Raw genomic sequence first — 592 nt, forward strand, 5'->3', positions numbered from 1 at the left:
CGGCGGCGCCCGATGGCCCGGTGAGCCGGAGCGCGAGGAGAGCGCCCCGGCCGCCTCCGAGGGCGGCGGCTCCTGGGACACCGGCGGAACCGCCACTGGCGGCCCCGCCACCGCGCTCGCCGCCGAACGGGCCCGCCAGGCCCGTATCGTCGTGGTCGGCGCCGTCACCGAGCGGTGGGCACCCGAGCAGGCCGGACCGGTCCATGAGAACTGGCGGCTGGCGCCCCCGGTCGGCCCCGCCGCCGACCTGTGGGCGCTCGGCGTGCTGCTGTTCCGCGCGGTGCAGGGCCATGCCCCGTACCCGGAGGAGAGCGCCGCCGAGCTGGTGCAGATGGTCTGCGGGGAGGCGCCCGCGTACGCGGAGGAGTGCGGTCCGCTGCGCCCCGTCGTCGAGTCGCTGATGCGCCAGGACCCCACCGAGCGCCCGGACTTCGAGGAGCTGCGCGGCTGGCTGCGGTCCCTGATCCGGTCGGCGCCCGAGCCGGACGTCGGCAGCAGCACGGTCACGGTGCCCTCGCTCGGCACGGGCGGGGCGTCCGACCCCCGGCGGCTGCCGATCGTCCGCAGGCGGGGCTGGCTGGTGCGCAGGGGC

1 protein-coding gene is annotated in these 592 nt (G+C 78.5%); it reads left to right on the plus strand.

Going from position 1 to position 592, the window contains the following annotated elements:
* Nucleotides 1–592: protein kinase (locus tag KN815_RS49585; protein WP_372458673.1), on the plus strand; the 592-nt coding region annotated here is incomplete at both ends.

This window comes from Streptomyces niphimycinicus, from assembly GCF_018883605.1.
Taxonomy (GTDB): Bacteria; Actinomycetota; Actinomycetes; order Streptomycetales; family Streptomycetaceae; genus Streptomyces; species Streptomyces niphimycinicus.